This is a genomic window from Pseudomonas sp. LBUM1674, from assembly GCF_059695635.1.
The window spans coordinates 6,661,994-6,680,134 of the sequence record NZ_CP166779.1; the positions used below are offsets into that span (position 1 = coordinate 6,661,994).

Sequence of the window (18,141 nt, forward strand, 5' to 3'; positions counted from 1 at the left end):
CCCGATCCCCAGGAACGCCAGCGCGTATAGGTTTCGAGCGGTTTTGGATGTCGGTTTATCGCCATTTACACGTAGGAAAAATCTGTAAGCAGCGACGATTTGTCGCAGATCTTATTCTTTGTTGATTGAACGTTCAATCAAAACAAAATAGACTGGCCGTCAATCCGATAGACGTTTTACGTCCACCGGTAGGCCTAAGGAGATGTGCAAGATGCCCAAGGTCGGTATGCAACCCATCCGCCGCCAGCAGTTGATCGAAGCCACGCTGCAGGCGGTAGATCAGGTCGGAATGGGGGACGCCAGCATTGCGCTGATCGCCCGTCTGGCCGGTGTCTCGAATGGCATCATCAGTCATTACTTTCAGGACAAGAACGGCCTGATCGCTGCCACGGCGCAGTACCTGATGAGTGTCCTCAGTGAGAACGTCACCGCGCGCCGTCAGGCGCTGACAGATGACAGCCCGCGGGCGCATCTGCAGGTGATCATCGAAGGCAACTTCGACGCCAGCCAGGTCAATGGCCCGGCAATGAAAACCTGGCTGGCCTTCTGGGCCACCAGCATGCACCACCCGTCATTGCACAGGTTGCAGCGGATCAACGATCACCGTCTGTATTCCAACCTGTGCTGCCAGTTCCGCCGTGTATTGCCGCTCGATGACGCGCGCAGTGCAGCCCGGGGCCTGGCAGCCCTCATTGACGGCTTGTGGTTGCGCGGCGCGCTGTCGGGAGATGCTTTCGACACCGCGCAGGCGCACCAGATCGCTTACGAATACATGGATTTCCAATTGGCCAAGCAGGTGAGCTAGAGCACACATAAAACGCTCAGCCCCTGAACCGCCACTGGACAGCGCCGCCAACGCTACACGGCACGCCCCAGTGGTTAACGCCAACCCACTTATGCACTTGCGAGGACTTTATGGCCCGTTTCGAACTGCAAAAACTCTATATCGATGGCGGCTACAGTGACGCCAGCAGCGACGCCACCTTCGAAGCCATCAACCCGGCTAACGGTGAAGTCCTCGCAACTGTTCAGCGCGCGACCAAGGACGACGTCGAGCGCGCGGTAGTCAGCGCCGAAAAGGGCCAGAAAATCTGGGCCGCGATGACCGCCATGGAGCGTTCGCGCATTCTGCGCCGTGCCGTGGACATCCTGCGCGAGCGCAACGATGAACTGGCCGCCCTGGAGACCCTGGACACTGGCAAGTCGTACTCCGAAACCCGTTACGTCGACATCGTCACCGGCGCTGACGTGCTGGAGTACTACGCAGGCCTGGTGCCGGCCATCGAAGGCGAGCAGATCCCGCTGCGCACCACTTCCTTCGTCTACACCCGTCGCGAGCCGCTGGGCGTCGTGGCCGGTATCGGCGCGTGGAACTACCCGATCCAGATCGCCCTGTGGAAATCCGCGCCAGCCCTGGCAGCCGGTAACGCGATGATCTTCAAGCCAAGCGAAGTCACTTCCCTGACCACGCTGAAACTGGCCGAGATCTACACCGAAGCCGGCGTTCCGGCAGGCGTGTTCAACGTCCTGACCGGCAGCGGCCGCGAAGTCGGCACCTGGCTGACCGAGCACCCGCGCATCGAGAAAATCTCCTTCACCGGCGGCACCGACACCGGCAAGAAGGTCATGGCCAGCGCTTCCGCCTCGTCGCTGAAAGACGTGACCATGGAACTGGGCGGCAAATCCCCGCTGATCATTTTCGACGACGCCGACCTCGATCGCGCCGCCGACACCGCCATGATGGCCAACTTCTACAGCTCCGGCCAGGTCTGCACCAACGGCACTCGCGTGTTCGTGCCAAGCCACCTGAAAGCCGCTTTCGAAGCCAAGATCGCTGAGCGCGTAGCGCGCATCCGCATCGGCAACCCGGAAGACGAGAACACCAACTTCGGCCCGCTGGTCAGCTTCGCCCACATGGAAAGCGTGCTCGGCTACATCGCCAAGGGTAAGGAAGAAGGCGCTCGCGTGCTGTGCGGCGGCAACCGTCTGACCGAAGGTGAATTCGCCAAAGGCGCGTTCGTGGCACCAACCGTGTTCACCGACTGCACCGACGAGATGACCATCGTGCGCGAAGAAATCTTCGGCCCGGTGATGGCGATCCTGACCTACGAAACCGAAGAAGAAGTGATCCGCCGTGCCAACGACACCGACTTCGGCCTGGCGGCTGGCGTCGTCACCAAGGACCTGAACCGCGCTCACCGCGTGATTCATCAACTGGAAGCCGGTATCTGCTGGATCAACGCCTGGGGCGAGTCCGACGCCAAGATGCCGGTCGGCGGCTACAAGCAGTCGGGCGTGGGCCGTGAGAACGGCATCAGCTCGCTGAACAACTTCACACGCATCAAATCGGTACAGGTCGAACTGGGCGATTACGCCTCGGTTTTCTAAGGCGGCATTTGCTTCGCCTGCGAGATCGCTATCGCAGGCAAGCCAGCTCCCACAGGTTTGGCGTCGTCCGCCAAATCTGCGGTGCCCCCGATCCCTGTGGGAGCGTGGCTTGCCCGCGATCGAGTGCGCAGCACTCGCCTGACCTGACCATATTCAAAGAGGGTGCATTTAATGTCCCAAGAATTCGATTACATCATCATCGGTGCCGGCTCGGCCGGTAACACCCTGGCGACCCGCCTGACTGAAGACGAAGGCGTCAGCGTCCTGCTGCTCGAAGCCGGCGGCCCGGACTACCGCCTGGACTTCCGCACGCAAATGCCGGCCGCCCTGGCGTTCCCGCTGCAAGGCCGTCGCTACAACTGGGCGTATGAAACCGATCCAGAGCCACACATGGACGGTCGCCGGATGGAATGCGGTCGCGGCAAGGGCCTGGGTGGTTCTTCGCTGATCAACGGCATGTGCTACATCCGTGGCAACGCCATGGACTACGACAACTGGGCCAAGCTTCCAGGTCTTGAAGACTGGGACTACCTCAACTGCCTGCCGTACTTCAGAAAAGCGGAAACCCGCGACATTGGCCCGAACGACTACCACGGTGGCGACGGTCCGGTCAGCGTGACCACGCCGAAAGCCGGCAACAACCCGCTGTTCCACGCGATGGTTGAGGCAGGCGTGCAGGCCGGTTACCCGCGCACAGAAGACCTGAACGGTTACCAGCAGGAAGGCTTCGGCCCCATGGACCGTACCGTGACGCCGAACGGCCGTCGCGCCAGCACCGCCCGCGGTTACCTGGACATCGCCAAGAAGCGCTCGACCCTGAACATCGTCACCCACGCCCTGACCGACAAGATCCTGTTCGAAGGCAAGCGGGCGGTCGGCGTGCGTTATTTGATCGGTGCCGCTGAAGAGCGCATTGAAGCCCGCGCCCGCAAGGAAGTGCTGCTGTGCTCCGGCGCCATCGCTTCGCCGCAGATCCTGCAACGCTCCGGCGTCGGCCCGGCCGAGCTGCTGAACAAGCTCGACATCCCAGTGGTCCACGACCTGCCAGGCGTCGGCGAAAACCTGCAGGATCACCTCGAGTTGTACCTGCAATACGCTTGCACCCAACCGGTCTCGCTGTACCCGTCGCTGCTCTGGTACAACCAGCCGGCCATCGGTGCCGAGTGGCTGTTCAACGGCACCGGTATCGGCGCCAGCAACCAGTTCGAAGCCGGCGGTTTCATCCGCACCCGTCCGGAATTCGATTGGCCGAACATCCAGTACCACTTCCTGCCGGTCGCCATTAACTACAACGGCAGCAACGGTGTGAAAGAGCATGGCTTCCAGGCGCACATGGGTTCCATGCGTTCGCCGAGCCGGGGTCGCATCCAGGCCAAGTCCAAGGATCCGCGCGAGTACCCGAGCATCCTGTTCAACTACATGGCCACCGAGCAGGACTGGCAGGAATTCCGCGACGGCATCCGCCTGACCCGGGAAATCATGCAACAGCCTGCACTGGACGCCTTCCGTGGCCGCGAAATCAGCCCGGGCATCGACGTGCAAACCGATGAGCAGCTCGACACGTTCATCCGCGAACACGCCGAAACCGCGTTCCACCCGTCCTGCTCGTGCAAGATGGGCACCGACGAGATGGCCGTGGTCGATGGCGAAGGCCGTGTGCATGGCATGCAGGGCCTGCGTGTGGTCGATGCCTCGATCATGCCGATCATCACCACCGGCAACCTGAATGCGCCGACGATCATGATCGCAGAGAAAATCGCCGACAAGATTCGTGGTCGCCAGCCGTTGCCTCGTAGCAAGGCTGACTACTACGTCGCCGGTGATGCACCGGTGCGTGGCAAGCCGCTGCGGGATGTGAGCCTGACTGCCCAGTAAGACCGTTACACCGAGGCGAACCCATCGCGGGCAAGCCCGCTCCCACAGGTTCCTGGGTGGATTGCAGAAGTGTAATCGACCCGAATCCCTGTGAGAGCGGGCTTGCCCGCGATGAGGCCCGAACAGCCAGTACATCTCTACCAGACACATCCAGGTAATCCTTTCCCACACCGCTCCACCCTTGATCTACCCCCCGCCCAGGCCTAATCTAGCGCCACGCAATCGTTTCACCCCCCTCGCAATACCGATACATCGCAACCCCATACCAAGGAGGTTCCCGAATGTTCGATTTCCACCCCCAGCTCAAGCAGCGCTTCGCTGCCTTGCGCACGGGCGCTGAATTCTTTTCGCTGCGTTATGTGCGCGAGTCCGGCCAGTACCTGTCAGTGCGCAAGAACGTCGCCGAACCTCCGAGCCTGAGCCGTGACGAAGGCGCAATGCTGACCGTTCGGGTCAACGGCGTGGAAGCCTACGCCGCGACCAGCGACCTGTCCCAATCCGGCCTGCAAGCCGCGCTGGAGAGAGCCGAGCAGCAAGCCCGCCGACTCAAGCCGCACGCCCTGCTCGACCTGCGCGAGCAAGCCGTTTCCAGCGACCGCGCCGACTACTTTTCACCGAACCTGGACCAGCCCTTCCCGTCCCTGAGCGACTGCTACCAACTGCTCGGCGCCGAATCCGCCGCCGTGCCCAAGGACGAGCGCCTGGTGAACTGGCAGGTGAGCATCGGCATCACTAATGTCGAGCAGATCTACCTCAACAGCGCCGGCGCCGAGCTGCGTCAGGCACAGCGCTTCGTCTATCCAAGCCTGGAAGTCACCGCCTACGACGGCAGCGACAGCCAGACCCGCACCCTCGGCCGCGAGAACTTCGGCCAACAGGGTGGCTTTGATGTGATCAGCCGTTGCGGGTTGGTGGGTGCCGGCCCGAAAATCGCCGATCAGGCGCTGCAGTTGCTACTGGCGCCGAACACTCCGCAGGGCCCGCGTGACCTGTTGTTGATGCCGGACCAGATGATGCTGCAGATCCACGAATCCATCGGTCACCCGCTGGAACTGGACCGCATCCTCGGCGACGAGCGCAATTACGCTGGTACCAGTTTCGTCAAGGCAGAAGATTTTGGCAGCCTGCAATATGGCTCCAAACTGCTCAACGTGACCTTCGACCCGGACATCCCCGAACAGCTCGCCAGCTACGGACATGACGACGACGGCAGCGCCGCCAGCAAGCAATTCCTGATTAAAGAAGGCTTGCTGTTGCGGCCATTGGGCGGCGCGCTGTCGCAATTCCGGGCCGGCATGGAGGGCGTTGCCAACAGCCGCGCCTGCGGCTGGAATCGTCCGCCGATCGACCGCATGGCCAACCTGAACATCGAGCCTGGCGATCAACCGCTGGAGCAACTGATCGGCAACATCGAGCACGGCATCTTGATGAGCACCAACCGCTCCTGGTCCATCGACGATGCGCGCAACAAGTTCCAGTTCGGCTGCGAATGGGCTCAGTTGATCGAAAACGGCGAACTCAAGGGCGTGGTGAAAAACCCTAACTACCGGGCGATTTCCGCGCAGTTCTGGAAAAGCCTCAGCGCCGTCGGCGACGCCAGCACCTTCAAGGTTCTCGGCACACCGAACTGCGGCAAGGGTGAACCGAATCAGGTGATCCGCGTCGGCCATGCGTCACCGGCCTGCGTATTCAGCCATGTTGATGTGTTTGGGGGAGACGCCTGATGAGTACGTCCAACAATCAGGCCGAAGCGTTCAAGGCCTTGGTCCACTGGTTGCGCGATGCTGTGCGCGAACCGGAACAATTCACCCTCAGCTACGCCGCCGAGTCGTCGGCCTTCGTGCGTTTCAACCACGCCAAGGTGCGCCAGGCCGGTCAGGTGCAGCAAGCGAGTGTCGGCTTCAAGCTGATCAACGATGGGCGCCACGCCGACCTGGACATTACCCTCTCCGGTGATGTGCAAGTCGATGTTCAGCGCCTGGCCGAAGGGCTGCAACAGTTGCGCGAAACCCTGCCGCTGCTGCCGCAGGACCCGTACCTGCTGCTCAACTACACCGGTTGGCAGAGCAAGAATGTGCAGGACCATCCGCTGCCGGACACCGCGCAAGTGGTCGCTGAAATCACCCAGGCGGCCGAAGGGCTGGACCTGGTGGGCTTCTACGCTGCCGGCCCGATCAGTCGGGGTTTCGCCAGTTCTGCGGGCGCGTTTGGCTGGCATCAGGCCAACAGCTTGAACTTCGATTTCAGCCTGTTCCATGAAAATGGCCAGGCCGTCAAAGCGAGCTACGCCGGGCATGAGTGGAACAGCGAAGGGTTCGCCAGGCGCTTTGCGCAGGCGCGCGAGCAGTTGGCGTTCCTAGGCAGACCGCAACGCACCCTGGCGCCGGGTCAATACCGCGCCTACCTGGCTCCGGCAGCCATGGGTGAAATCATGGATATGCTGGGTTGGGGCGGTTTCTCGGCGCAGTCGATTGCCAGCAAAAACAGTCCGCTGCAAAAGCTTTACGCTGGCGACAGTTTGTTCAGCCCGTTGGTCTCGGTCGATGAAAAGGTCAGCGGTTCGTTGAGCCCGGCGTTTTCCGGCGAAGGCTATCCGCGCAGCGATCTGGGGTTGATCATCAACGGCAAGGCCGGCGCGCAAATGGTCAGTTCACGCAGTGCCGCCGAGTACGGCCTGACGGCCAACGGCGCCAGCCATGGTGAAATGCCCAGCGCATTGAACATGGCGGCTGGCACGCTGCCTGATGCAGAGATTCTCAAGCAACTGGGCACCGGCTTATACATCAGCAACCTCTGGTACCTGAACTACTCGGACCAGCCGGCGGCACGCCTGACCGGCATGACGCGGTTTGCGACCTTCTGGGTCGAGAACGGCGAGATTCAGGCGCCGGTGAGTACCATGCGCTTTGATGACAGTGCTTACAGCTTGCTGGGTTCGCAGTTGGAAGCATTGACCGAGGATCGGGAGTTGTTGTTGTCAGCCAGCACCTATAGCCAGCGGGCCACGGCCTCGGCGTTGCTGCCGGGGGCGCTCATCAGCCAACTCACGCTAACCCTGTAAACACGCAAAACCCTGTAGGAGCTGGCTTGCCAGCGAAGGGGCCGTCACATTCAACATCATTGTTGCCTGACAGTGCGCCTTCGCTGGCAAGCCAGCTCCTACAGGGGTCGGTGAAACGCAGATACTCCCTGACAAGAGGCCCCATGCCCAACCGCCAACCTCTCGATGCTGTCACTGCCCGCTGGTTGCCTTGGGTTGTCGCCATCGCGTTCTTCATGCAATCCCTCGACGGGACCATCCTCAACACCGCCCTGCCCGCCATGGCCCGGGACCTGGCGGAAAATCCGCTGCGCATGCAGGGCGTGATCATCGCCTACATGCTCACCGTTGCCTTGCTGATCCCGGCCTCGGGCTGGATCGCCGACCGCTTCGGCACCAAGAAAATCTTCTTCGGTGCGATCCTGCTGTTCAGCATTGGCTCCTTGCTCTGCGCCCTGTCGAACACCTTGAGCATGCTGATCGGCGCCCGAGTGATTCAGGGCCTGGGCGGTGCGCTGATGCTGCCGGTCGGGCGCCTGGTGGTGCTGCGCGCCTACCCACGCTCGGAGCTGGTGCGGATCATGGGCTTTATCACCATTCCCGGTCTGCTCGGCCCCTTGCTCGGCCCGACCATGGGCGGCTGGATGGTGGAATACCTGACCTGGCACTGGATATTCCTGATCAACCTGCCGGTGGGCGCTGTCGGTTGCTACGCCGTGTGGAAGTTCATCCCTGACCTGCGCGGCACCGAGCGCACCCGTTTCGACAGCCTGGGTTTTTTGCTGTTTGGCGCGGCGATGGTGCTGATCACCATCGCCATGGAAGGACTCGGCGAACTGCACCTGCCGCACTTGCGTGTGATGTTGCTGCTGTTCGGCGGCATGGCGTGTCTGGCAGCGTACTGGCTGCGGGCCGGGCACATCAATAATCCACTGTTCGCACCCTCGCTGTTCAAGACCCGGACGTTTGCCGTGGGCATTCTCGGCAACCTGTTCGCCCGTCTGGGCAGCGGCGCGTTGCCGTTCCTCGTGCCGTTGCTGCTGCAAGTGGCGCTGGGTTATTCGCCATCCCAGGCCGGGATGAGCATGTTGCCGCTGGCTGCTGCCGCAATGGTCGCCAAGTCGGTGGCGCGGCCGCTGATCGAACGCTTGGGCTATCGCATCGTGCTGACCGGCAATACCTTGGCGCTGGGGTTGATGCTGGCGAGCATGGGGCTGGTCAGCGAGCAGACGCCGTACTGGTTGCTGCTGGTGATGCTGTCGATTCTCGGCGCGATCAACTCGTTGCAGTTCACCGCGATGAACACGGTGACCCTGATCGACCTCGACGACGCCAGTGCCAGCAGCGGCAACAGCTTGCTGTCGGTGGTCGCGCAATTGTCCCTGAGCCTGGGTGTTGCCTGCGCCGGCGCCCTGCTCGGCGGGTTCACGGCAGAAGCCGGCAATGACGGCGTAGACACGGTGCTGGGCGCGTTCCAGCTGACCTTTGTGACCGTTGGAGTTATGGCGATGCTGGCCGCGACGATCTTCTCGCAGCTCTCAAAGGAAGACGGACGGCGCGTCAGAAGTCCGGAAGAACACATAGAGCCTTAGTTTCCAGACGATAAGTGCCTGCGCTCGACCATGCTGCGTTGAAAACAGGCTCGAAATGCTCATTGGCTAAAGCCAAGTCGAGTGCGACCCCAGCCGTTTCTCGCCTGTTTTCGCCTTGCCTGGCCTTCGCTCGGCGACTTCTCGTCTGGAAACTACGGGCGAATGGCCATGGGACTGATACACTGCGCGACATTTTGTTTTGCAGGCCAGTCCCGTGACCACCATCGCCACCGCTTTTAATACTTTGCCGCTGTCCGCCGCCATGCTGGCTAACCTCGACTCCCTCGGTTATGCCCAGATGACGCCGATCCAGGCGCAAAGCTTGCCGGTGATCCTCAAGGGGATGGACCTGATCGCCCAGGCCAAGACCGGCAGCGGCAAGACCGCCGCCTTCGGTATCGGCCTGCTGAACCCGATCAATCCGCGCTTCTTCGGTTGCCAGGCACTGGTCATTTGCCCGACGCGCGAGCTGGCTGACCAGGTCGCCAAGGAAATCCGTCGTCTGGCCCGCTCCGAAGACAACATCAAGGTCCTGACCCTGTGTGGCGGCGTGTCCTTCGGCCCGCAGATCGGCTCTCTGGAGCACGGTGCGCACATCATCGTCGGCACCCCGGGCCGCCTTCAGCAACATTTGCGCAAAGGTTCGCTGGTGCTCCATGGCCTGAACACGCTGATCCTCGACGAAGCCGACCGCATGCTCGACATGGGTTTCTACGATTCCATCGAAGAAATCATCGCCCAGACCCCGGAACGCCGCCAGACTCTGCTGTTCTCCGCCACGTACCCGACGGGTATCAAGCAACTGGCGGCGAAATTCATGCGCACCCCTCAGATCGTGAAGGCCGAGGCGTTCCACGACGACACGCAGATCGAGCAGCGCTTCTACGAGATTTCCCCGGAAGAGCGCATGGACGCCGTGGTCAAAGTCCTCGCGCATCACCGTCCGGCGTCATGCGTAGCCTTCTGCTTCACCAAGCAGCAGGTTCAGGAAACCGTCGATCACCTGTCCTCCAAAGGCATCTCCGCCGTCGGCCTGCACGGCGATCTGGAACAGCGTGATCGTGACCAGGTGCTGGCCATGTTCGCCAACCGCAGTACCTCGGTACTGGTTGCCACCGACGTCGCCGCTCGCGGTCTGGACATCGATGCGCTGGACATGGTGATCAACGTCGAACTGGCCCGTGACTCGGAAATCCACATCCACCGTGTTGGCCGTACCGGTCGTGCCGGTGAAAAAGGCATCGCGATCAGCCTGGTCGCTCCGTCCGAAGCGCACCGCGCCCAGGCCATCGAGCAACTGCAGAAGTCGCCGTTGAGCTGGGATCAGCTGGACAACCTCAAGTCCCAGGGCGGCGCACCGCTGCTGCCGGTGATGAGCACGCTGTGCATCGGCGCAGGTCGTAAAGACAAGGTGCGTCCGGGTGACATTCTGGGTGCGCTGACGGGCGATGCCGGGATTCCGGGTGCCCAGGTCGGCAAGATTGCGATCTTCGATTTCCAGGCATTTGTAGCCGTGGAGCGCGGGATCGCCAAGCAGGCCCTGCAGCGCCTGAACGACGGCAAGATCAAAGGCCGCTCGCTGCGCGTGCGCATTCTCTGACTCTGATCGTTCCCATGCTCCGCGTGGGAATGCATCCCGTGACGCTCCGCGTCACATAACGGCGGACGCAGAGCGTCCATGGCGGCATTCCCACGCAGAGCGTGGGAACGATCATTGTATGAGGACACCGTTTTGCGCTCTACCGAAGTCGTGATCATTGGCGCTGGCGCCGCAGGATTGATGTGTGCGCTGACCGCCGCCGGGCGTGGGCGCCAGGTGATGTTGCTCGATCATGCGAACAAGGCCGGCAAGAAAATCCTGATGTCGGGCGGTGGTCGCTGCAATTTCACCAACATGTACAGCGAACCGGGCAATTTTCTCTCGCAAAACGAGCACTTCTGCAAATCCGCCCTGGCGCGTTACACCCAGTGGGATTTCATCGGCATGGTCGCCAAACACGGCGTGCCATACCACGAGAAAAAACTCGGCCAGCTGTTCTGCGATAACAAATCCAGTGACATCCTCGAGATGCTGTTCAGCGAGTGCGATAAGGTCGGCGTGAGCCTGCACCTGGACACTTCGATCCAGACCATAGAGAAACTCGAACGGGGTTACCTGCTGGACACCACGCTGGGCCAGATCACCTGCGAATCGTTGGTGATCGCCACGGGCGGCCTGTCGATTCCGACCCTGGGCGCAAGCGGTTTCGGCTATCAAGTGGCCAGACAATTCGGCCACGATTTGCTCCCGACACGCGCAGGTTTGGTGCCGTTCACCATCACCGATCAGCTCAAGGAGCTTTGCACCGAGCTGTCCGGTACGTCGGTGGATTGCCTGGTGAGCTGCAACGACCAGAGCTTTCGCGAGAACATCCTGTTCACCCACCGCGGACTCAGCGGCCCGGCGATTTTGCAGATTTCTTCGTTCTGGGAGTCCGGCGACACGGTGGAGATCAACCTGCTGCCGGATCACGACGTGCCGGGCTGGCTGCAACAGCAACAAGCCGAACGCCCGAACAGCGAACTGAAAACCCTGCTCGGTGAACTCTTCACCAAGAAGATGGCCAACCTGCTGGCGGACAACTGGTTCGTCTCCAAGCCGATGAAACAGTACACCCACGCGGAAATTGCCGACATCGCAGAAAAACTGGCGAGCTGGAAAGTCGTGCCGGCCGGCACCGAAGGCTACCGGACGGCGGAAGTGACCTTGGGCGGCGTCGACACCCGTGAGGTTTCGTCCAAGACCATGGAATCGCTGAAAAGCCCTGGCCTTTACTTCATCGGCGAAGTGCTCGACGTGACCGGGCATCTGGGCGGTTTCAACTTCCAGTGGGCCTGGGCCTCCGGCTACGCTGCCGCGCAGTACGTCTGACACACCGCGTTATCGTTCTTCGCCAGCAAGCCGGCTCCTACAGGATTTGCCATGGCCACCAAATCCGGGCATGGCACATCACCCTGTAGGAGCTGGCTTGCCGGCGAAGGCGGCGCACCTGGCACACCGCGGTGCATCATTCACCAGCAGGGAAGGAACAGATTTTGCTGTCGGATGTGATCGGCGCCATTGCGTCGACGTCATTACTGGCTCAATTTAGCTTTATTGCCTCGGAAGGCCTTCGCACTTCATGTCCTCGACCCCGTTCAGTCAGTCTCTGCGTCGCCTCTGGGCGCTGGATAAATTCAGCTACAGCGTGCGGGTGTTCATCGCCCTGACCGGCAGCATGGCGCTGTGTTGGTATCAGGATGAAATGGCGCTGCTGATCCCGTTGTTCCTGGGCATCATCGCCAGCGCCCTGGCCGAGACCGACGACAGTTGGCAAGGCCGTCTCAACGCCCTGGCCGTGACGCTGGTGTGTTTCAGCGTCGCCGCCCTTTCCGTCGAACTGCTCTTCCCCTACCCCATCGTCTTTGTCATCGCCCTCGCGCTGGCCAGTTTCGGCCTGACCATGCTCGGCGCCTTGGGCGAACGCTATGGTGCGATTGCGTCGGCAACGCTGATTCTGTCGGTCTACACCATGATCGGTGTCGAACAGCGTGGCGGTGCGGTCACTGATTTCTGGCATGAACCGGTGCTGCTGGTGGCCGGTGCGGCCTGGTATGGTTTGCTCTCGGTGCTGTGGCAGGCGATGTTCTCCAACCAGCCGGTGCAGCAGAGCCTGGCGCGATTGTTCCGTGAATTGGGTTATTACCTGAAGCTGAAATCGTCGCTGTTCGAGCCGATCCGGCAGATGGACGTGGAAGCACGCCGGCTGGAACTGGCCCGGCAGAACGGCCAAGTGGTGGCCGCACTGAACGCCGCCAAGGAAATCATCCTGCACCGGGTCGGCAATGGTCGACCCGGGTCGAAAGTCAGCCGTTACCTGAAATTGTACTTCCTCGCCCAGGACATCCACGAGCGCGCCAGTTCCTCACACTACCCTTACAACGCCCTGGCCGATGCCTTCTTCCACAGCGACGTGCTGTTCCGCTGTCAGCGCCTGCTGCGCCAGCAAGGCAAAGCCTGCCGCGCGCTGGCCGAGTCGATCCAGATGCGCCAGCCATTCATTTACGACGCGGGTTTTGCCCAAGCCCTGATCGACCTGCACGCCTCCCTCGAACACCTGCGCAACCAGAGCAACCCGGCCTGGCGCGGCCTGTTGCGTTCACTGCGCGCACTGGCGGCCAACCTCGGCACCCTTGACCGTTTGCTCAGCGATGCCAGCAACCCCGACGCGCTGGCCGATGCCACCGACAGCAGCCTGCTCGACCGTTCGCCACGCAGCCTCAAGGATGTGTGGATACGCTTGCGCACACAGCTGACACCGACCTCGCTGCTGTTCCGTCACGCCCTGCGATTGCCCCTGGCCTTGAGCATCGGCTACGGCATGGTGCATTTGATCCACCCGTCCCAGGGTTACTGGATCATCCTCACGACGCTCTTTGTCTGCCAGCCGAACTACGGCGCGACAAGACTCAAGCTGGGTCAGCGGATCATCGGCACCGGCATCGGCCTGACCGTGGCCTGGGCGCTGTTCGATCTGTTCCCCAACCCCTTGGTCCAGTCATGCTTCGCGATCGCAGCCGGGGTGGTGTTCTTTATCAGCCGTACAACCCGCTATACCCTGGCGACGGCTGCAATCACCCTGATGGTGTTGTTCTGCTTCAACCAGGTCGGGGACGGTTACGGGCTGTTCCTGCCGCGACTGTTCGATACCTTGCTCGGCAGCCTGATCGCCGGACTGGCGGTGTTCCTGTTCCTGCCGGACTGGCAGGGTCGACGCCTGAACAAAGTGTTGGCCAACACCCTGACCTGCAACAGCGTTTACCTGCGCCAGATCATGCAGCAATACGCCGTCGGCAAAAGCGACGACCTGGCGTATCGCCTGGCCCGACGCAATGCCCACAACGCCGACGCCGCGCTGTCGACCACGTTGGCGAACATGCTGATGGAACCGGGGCATTTCCGTAAGGAAGCGGATGTCGGGTTCCGGTTTCTGGTGCTGTCGCACACCTTGCTCAGCTATTTGTCAGGTCTGGGCGCGCATCGCGAAACCCCGCTGCCGCCGGACGTGCGCGCGCATTTGATCGAGGGTGCCGGGGTGAGACTGGCCGCCAGCATCGATGAAATCGCCCAGGGCCTGGCGAGCAAACTGCCGATTGCGATTCAGAGCGATGAGGAAGAGGCGCTGGCCAATGCGCTGGAACACATGCCGGATGAGATCGATGAAGGGCAACGGTTGGTGCAGACGCAGCTGGGGTTGATTTGCCGGCAGTTGGGACCGTTGCGCACGTTGGCGGCGCATTTGATCAAGGATACGGGTGAGGATTGAGCCGTCGAAATGATGAGTGACAGTTGGCCTGCCACAGACGCATTCGCCATCAAGACATCTTTGACCCGAGCGTCTAGTATCGGAGCGAGTTGATCAAGGAATGGGACGATGACAATCGATTGGGTCTGCAAACACCACAGTGACCTGGGCAAAGAGCAGCTGTACGCCATTCTGCAGTTGCGTGCGCAAGTGTTCGTTGTCGAGCAGAAATGCATTTATCAGGACGTGGATGGCCAGGATCTGGAGGGCGACACTTGCCATTTGATGGCTTGGGACGGTGATCGGCTGGTGGCGTACCTGCGGTTGCTGGATCCGGAGCTACAGGGTGGCGATGTGGTGATCGGACGGGTGATTACCGCACCGGAGGCGCGCGGTCAGGGGCTGGGTCATGAGTTGATCAACCAGGCATTGAAGCAGACTGAAAAGCGCTGGCCTGAGGTACCGGTCTATTTGTCGGCCCAGTCGCACTTGCAGGGTTATTACGGGCGGTACGGGTTTGTCGTGGCGGGTGAGGAGTTTTTGGAGGACGGTATTCCGCATATCGGGATGCGTCGTTCCTGAGGGCCTCTTCGCGAGCAAGCCCGCTCCCACATTTGATCTTCAGCGAACACTGTATTTATGTACGACGAAGATCAAATGTGGGAGCGGGCTTGCTCGCGAAGGGGCCGGATCAGTCAATACAGGCGCTCAGGGATACTCAAGCACCGCCTTGATCTGCCGCAAATGACGCTCGATCCACCCCCGGTCAATCGCCCCCCACTCGCGAATCCGATAGCGCCCGGCATGGTTGCGCGCGCCTTCTTCCTGTTCGAACTCGCAAACAATATCCAGATCCGCCAGCGCCGCGATGGTGTCCTGGGCCGTGCGCCGGGGCATGCCGGTGACCTCGGTCAGCGCCGGGACGCTGCTCGCCAGGCCACTGTCGATCAGGTACGCCACGTACAACCGGCGGTAGAAGCTGCTTTTGGTCTTGCTGACATCCATCCCTGCGCTCCGCATTATTCAGAAGATCTTGATCTTTATTGCATATCCCGCCAAGTCAGGTACACCCGCAAATCAAACTCCACCTGGTGATACCCCGGCAACATGTGTTCGCACAACTTGTAGAACGCCTTGTTATGATCCGACTCCTTGAAATGCGCCAGCTCATGCACCACGATCATTTTCAGAAACTCGGAAGGTGCGTCCTTGAACAACGAGGCCACGCGAATTTCTTTCTTGGCCTTGAGCTTGCCGCCCTGCACCCGGGAGATCGTGGTGTGCAGGCCGAGGGCACGATGAGTCAGGTCCAGGCGGTTGTCGAACAAGACCTTGTCGATGGCCGGGGCGTTACGCAAGAACGCCTGCTTCAAGTCCAGCGCGTACGTATAGAGCGCCTTGTCGCTCTGCACGCCGTGCTTTTGCGGGTAACGTTGGCTCAGGTAGCCATCCAGTCGACCTTCGGCGATCAGCTGGCGTACCTGGTCCTGCAATGCAACGGGATAGGCCTGGAGGTATTTCAACACGGTCATCGGGGCGGGCAACATCAGAACGAACAGGTCGCCAGTGTAGCGAATTCAACGGACCAGCGTGCTCCAGTCGAACGGCTGCACAAAGTCGCCGACGTCCTCGGCCATCATCGGCCGTGCGACCAAAAACCCTTGTACGTACTCGCAGCCATTGGCGTGCAGCCACTCATATTGCGCAACGGTTTCTACGCCTTCGGCAACCACCAGCATTCCGTATTGCCTGCACAGGTCGATCACATTGCGCACCAGCGCCGCATCCCGTGAAGACGCCGGCAGCCGAGAGATCAAGTGCCGGTCGAGCTTAAGTGTGTCCAGCTCCAGGTCGCGCAGATGAGACAGCGAGCACGGCCCGGAACCAAAGTCATCCAGGGCCACCCGCACCCCCAGATTGCGCAGCAAGCGCAGCTGTTTGCGGGTTTCGTCGGGATTGTGCATCAAGGCCTCTTCGGTGACCTCGACTTCCAGATGGCGAGCCTGCAAACCGTTGCGCTCCAGCACCTGGCGCAACTCGGAGACCAGATTGGGCATGCCGAACTGCGTGCCGCTCAAACTGACGCCCAGCACCAGGTCCTCGGCAAACAAGGCTTCCCAGGCCTTGCGCTGGCCTGCCCCGCGCTGGTAGATCCAGCTGCCCAACCGACTGATCAACCGCGCCTCTTCCAGCAACGGCAAAAACAGTCCTGGCGATACATCGCCGACACTCGGATGGCGCCAGCGCAGCAGCGCTTCGAAGCCGCGAATCTGTCCGCTGGCAATGGCCACCTGAGGTTGATACACCAGATTGAAATCACGGTTATCGATGGCCGTGCGCACACTTTCTTCGAGCATCAACCGCGAGCGTGCCCGGCCATTCATTTCGTGATCGTAGAAGCGATACTGCTGACGGCCGGCACGCTTGGCTTCATACATGGCGATGTCCGACGCTCGTAGCAAGCCGTCGAGATTGGCCCCGCAATCCGGGAAAGTGGCGATACCGATGCTCGCGCCCAAGGCGATATCCAGGCCGTCGATCTGCTGACAGATCGACACACGCTCAATCAGCTTCTCGGCAATCTTTGCCGCTTGTTCGGGGAATTCAAGGTCCAGTAACGCCGTGAACTCGTCGCCGCCCATGCGCGCCAGAATGTCGAAAGATCGCAGACAGGCCTTCAACTGTTCGGAGACCCAGCGCAGTACCCGGTCGCCGGCATCGTGACCGAGGGAGTCATTGACCCGCTTGAAGCCGTCGAGGTCCAGATACAGCAATACCCAGACACTGTCATTACGTTCGCCACGCAGCAGAAGGTTTTCCACCGTCTGGTAGAAACCCCGACGATTGAGCAGCCCGGTCAGCGGGTCGGTGACCGCCTGATACTCCAGCTGTTGGTGCAAATGACACACGACCGACATGTCCAGCACCGTCACCACCATGGCCTGCTGCTCGGCGGGCAAAGGTGCGCAGGACAGCGCGACCGGCACTTGTTGACCCGGAGCCGTGCGCAGCAGTGCATCATGCAGGCGCAGGGTTTCACCGCGCCTGTAACCGCGGAGCAATTCGGAGTCGGCCCAGACAGGGATGTGTGGCTTTTGCAGGTAATCCAGAAATTCCTTGCCCTGCAGGTCTTGCACCGTGGCATTGAGCAGACGCGACATCGCTGGATTGGCAAAGCGGATCAGACCGTCCTCACCGACCACCAGAATGCCTTCGGCGGCGTTGTCCAATACCGAGGCATTAAACGCGCGAGCGAGCTCCAGATCGTGACTCAGGCGCTGCAACGCGCGGCGATTGCGCTGATGCTCAAGCAGCGCCTGGACTTTCGGCTTGAGGATTTGCGGGTCGAACGGTTTGAACAGGTAATCCACCGCACCACTGGCATAGCCCTTGATCACGGCGGCCTGGGACTGTTCGTTGGCGGTGAGGAAAATGATGGGGGTGTGGCAGGTGCGCTGACTGCCGCGCATCAGGCGCGCGACTTCAAAGCCGTCCATGCCCGGCATCTGCACATCCAGCAGCACCAGGTCGACATCGTGTTCGAGCAACAGGTCGAGGGCTTCGAAGCCCGAGGCGGCGGTCATGATCTGCCAGTCCTGGCGCTGGAGCAGCGCGCGCATGCTGATCAGGTTTTCCGGGTAATCATCGACGATCAAAAGAATTGAGCTGGCTTCGGCTGGCGTCGCTTGCGCGCATTCCATGCTGCTTCTCTTTTTCGGGGCGGCAGGCCGGCTTCTTGTGGAGCCGGACAGATACTAAGCCTTCACTCTAGACCGGGATCTGTGAAAGCAGAAGGTGTCAGTACGCCATCATTTAACCATTGCGTACATTTGCCGACTAACGGTCGCCCCTACAAGCCCCTGAAACCGGGAAAGATGGCACTCGACAGGATGTTGACGCCAACCATCTGCCAGACGGGCAT

At 61.1% G+C, this 18,141-nt stretch carries 13 protein-coding genes; 10 read left to right on the plus strand and 3 right to left on the minus strand.

Annotated features, from left to right (window positions below; translation table 11 throughout):
* Positions 1-211 precede the first annotated feature (211 nt).
* The 10 genes from betI (at position 212) to ACA067_RS30630 (ending at position 14,801) form a co-directional block, all read left to right on the plus strand.
* Positions 212-805 (plus strand): transcriptional regulator BetI, encoded by a 594-nt coding sequence (betI, locus tag ACA067_RS30585; protein ID WP_045059882.1) that lies wholly within the window; start codon positions 212-214, stop codon positions 803-805.
* Positions 806-915: 110 nt separating this feature from the next.
* Complete coding sequence (betB, locus tag ACA067_RS30590; protein ID WP_497459791.1) at positions 916-2,388, plus strand: betaine-aldehyde dehydrogenase; 1,473 nt, start codon at positions 916-918, stop codon at positions 2,386-2,388.
* 171 nt (positions 2,389-2,559) lie between these two features.
* Positions 2,560-4,263 (plus strand): choline dehydrogenase, encoded by a 1,704-nt coding sequence (gene betA, locus ACA067_RS30595; RefSeq protein WP_497459792.1) that lies wholly within the window; start codon positions 2,560-2,562, stop codon positions 4,261-4,263.
* Between the two features lie 281 nt (positions 4,264-4,544).
* Positions 4,545-5,987, plus strand: coding sequence for a TldD/PmbA family protein (locus ACA067_RS30600; protein WP_497459793.1), 1,443 nt, complete (start codon positions 4,545-4,547; stop codon positions 5,985-5,987).
* Positions 5,987-7,324: a TldD/PmbA family protein gene (locus ACA067_RS30605; RefSeq protein WP_497459794.1), complete on the plus strand. Its 1,338-nt coding sequence runs from the start codon at positions 5,987-5,989 to the stop codon at positions 7,322-7,324. Before ACA067_RS30600 ends, ACA067_RS30605 begins: the two co-directional genes overlap by 1 nt.
* A gap of 143 nt (positions 7,325-7,467) precedes the next feature.
* Positions 7,468-8,895 carry a multidrug transporter subunit MdtD gene (mdtD, locus tag ACA067_RS30610; protein WP_497459795.1) on the plus strand — a complete coding sequence of 476 codons (1,428 nt, stop codon included), beginning with the start codon at positions 7,468-7,470 and terminating at the stop codon, positions 8,893-8,895.
* Positions 8,896-9,157: 262 nt separating this feature from the next.
* Positions 9,158-10,495: an ATP-dependent RNA helicase DbpA gene (dbpA, locus tag ACA067_RS30615; RefSeq protein WP_497462871.1), complete on the plus strand. Its 1,338-nt coding sequence runs from the start codon at positions 9,158-9,160 to the stop codon at positions 10,493-10,495.
* A 132-nt stretch (positions 10,496-10,627) separates the two neighbouring features.
* Positions 10,628-11,806: a BaiN/RdsA family NAD(P)/FAD-dependent oxidoreductase gene (locus tag ACA067_RS30620; protein WP_497459796.1), complete on the plus strand. Its 1,179-nt coding sequence runs from the start codon at positions 10,628-10,630 to the stop codon at positions 11,804-11,806.
* A 250-nt stretch (positions 11,807-12,056) separates the two neighbouring features.
* Positions 12,057-14,240: a YccS family putative transporter gene (gene yccS / locus ACA067_RS30625; protein ID WP_497459797.1), complete on the plus strand. Its 2,184-nt coding sequence runs from the start codon at positions 12,057-12,059 to the stop codon at positions 14,238-14,240.
* 108 nt (positions 14,241-14,348) lie between these two features.
* On the plus strand, positions 14,349-14,801 hold the full coding sequence (locus tag ACA067_RS30630; RefSeq protein WP_497459798.1) for a GNAT family N-acetyltransferase: 453 nt from the start codon (positions 14,349-14,351) through the stop codon (positions 14,799-14,801).
* Between the two features lie 126 nt (positions 14,802-14,927).
* On the opposite strand, the gene ACA067_RS30635 is transcribed toward ACA067_RS30630, so the two are convergent.
* Genes ACA067_RS30635 through ACA067_RS30645 form a run of 3 tightly spaced genes read right to left on the minus strand, consistent with a single transcriptional unit; the run spans position 14,928 to position 17,920 of the window.
* Positions 14,928-15,224: a winged helix-turn-helix domain-containing protein gene (locus ACA067_RS30635; RefSeq protein ID WP_085688643.1), complete on the minus strand. Its 297-nt coding sequence runs from the start codon at positions 15,222-15,224 to the stop codon at positions 14,928-14,930.
* Between the two features lie 35 nt (positions 15,225-15,259).
* Positions 15,260-15,751 carry a M48 metallopeptidase family protein gene (locus ACA067_RS30640; protein ID WP_497459799.1) on the minus strand — a complete coding sequence of 164 codons (492 nt, stop codon included), beginning with the start codon at positions 15,749-15,751 and terminating at the stop codon, positions 15,260-15,262.
* 45 nt (positions 15,752-15,796) lie between these two features.
* Positions 15,797-17,920, minus strand: coding sequence for a putative bifunctional diguanylate cyclase/phosphodiesterase (locus ACA067_RS30645; RefSeq protein WP_497459800.1), 2,124 nt, complete (start codon positions 17,918-17,920; stop codon positions 15,797-15,799).
* Between the last annotated feature and the right edge of the window lie 221 nt (positions 17,921-18,141).